Source organism: bacterium, from assembly GCA_004299235.1.
GTDB lineage: Bacteria > Chloroflexota > Dormibacteria > Dormibacterales > Dormibacteraceae > SCQL01.
On record SCQL01000050.1, the window covers coordinates 1 to 1585 of the forward strand.

At 65.9% G+C, this 1585-nt stretch carries 2 protein-coding genes; both read right to left on the reverse strand.

Features of this window, described 5'->3' with window-relative positions; all coding sequences use genetic code 11:
* Positions 1 to 1160 (reverse strand): hypothetical protein (locus EPN29_13770; GenBank protein TAN31322.1); only part of this gene is annotated, 1160 nt, incomplete at its 3' end.
* A gap of 149 nt (positions 1161 to 1309) precedes the next feature.
* A complete protein-coding gene (locus tag EPN29_13775; GenBank protein ID TAN31323.1) occupies positions 1310 to 1564 on the reverse strand; it encodes a hypothetical protein in 255 nt (84 codons plus the stop codon).
* Between the last annotated feature and the right edge of the window lie 21 nt (positions 1565 to 1585).

Here is a 1585-nt window from a genome sequence, read left to right on the forward strand (position 1 = left end):
GATGTCGAGCGAGACGTGCTCTCGTACTCACGGTCCACTTGGCCAAGCGCACCGGCTGCGAGCTGCACGCTAGCCTCGTCGTCTGTAGCGAACAGCACCTTCGTTCTCATGCCGGCAACCAGCGCATCGGCGGCATCCTTCCCGCCGACAACGGAGCGTAGGTCGCTGTGCAGCTGATACGCGATCACTGGTGCAATTCGGGCCTCTCGGCAAAGCCTCCACATGCTCTTATGCGCCGCCGTCGCGACCTCGGCATACTCGTCGGCAACGAAGGCCACCGGATCGAGCTCATGCCCTTGTCGTTCGTCGTCGATCCGACGAATCATGAGCCGCCGCATCTGCTCGAAGGCGAGCAAATATACGAGACGCGCCGCCGCGGCGTACCGCCCGAGGTCAACGTCGAGCACGACCACGCCGCCGTCCACGAGCGCACTTTCTAGATCAAACTCTTCGTTGGAGCAGAATGCGGTGCGGAGCGCGCGCGACGAAAGGAATGGCTCGACCACCGTGTCGATCTGCCCGACAACGCTCCCGCGCGTCTTCTCTGGCAGATCCTTCGTCAGCCGCTCATACCCCGCTAGTGCAGCCTCTAGGTCCTCCGCAGCCTCCCCTTCCAATCCCGACGCGCGAGCGCGCACTGCAGCAGCGATGGTGTTGGCATCCTCGCCGGTGGCATGCACGATTTCACTGATCGACTCCAGGTCGTAGCCGAGCGTACGCGGTCGCACCACATCGCCCGTGGGCGATAACGTATCGGCGACGAGGTACTGCCCAGAGTAGTAGAGGATCGCCGCTGCACGGCGTACGAGGTTCGTTGCGGAGTCGCTGAAAAACTGGTCGCCGCCATGGGCCGCGCCCTCACGACGAAACGCCTCGCGAACGAAGTTGGCGACACTATCTGGTTCCAGGCCGCGAATCAGCGGCCACGGAGCGTAGCCCGGCCCGACGACGTGGATTTGCTCCGGCTCTCGTCCCATCGCAAGCGCGATCGCGACGAGGGATGCAGACCAGTTCGGCTTCACCCCATAGGCAAAGAGCCCCGCGGTCGGATCCCGGAGCCACCAGCCGGCCCACGGCTGGAGTACTGCGCGCGTCTTGCCAGAGCCCATTGGCCCCAGCGCCAGCAGGCCGCCATACGCGCTCTCCTCGTCGATACGCACGACGTCGCCATCACGAAGAGCTGAACCGTGCCCACGTGCCCGTAGGCGACCTGTGGCCGTCCCTATCGTGATACGCGGGCCTGTAGGCTCAGGCTCCGGGTCCGGCGGACGTGGAGCCGCCTGGCGCCGGAGCCAGGCGCGCCAGATGCTCACGCCTCTGGCTCCGCCGCGGCGGCAAGGAGCTGCGCGTCGTGCCAGATGCCGAGGCGCAGCCAAAGATACGACCACGCGCGCAAGTACCCCACTCCGTAGGCGAGCATCCCACCAGCCACGATGGCCGCGACGAGCGTCGTATGCGGCACCACGAGCATGGGCGCTGCGACCCACCAGCTCCCGAGATACGCCGCGATGGTCGCCGCTCCCGACATGAGACGGGGGCTGTGGAGCGCGCTCGCGCAGCGCAACGGATAGGCATATGCTACAGT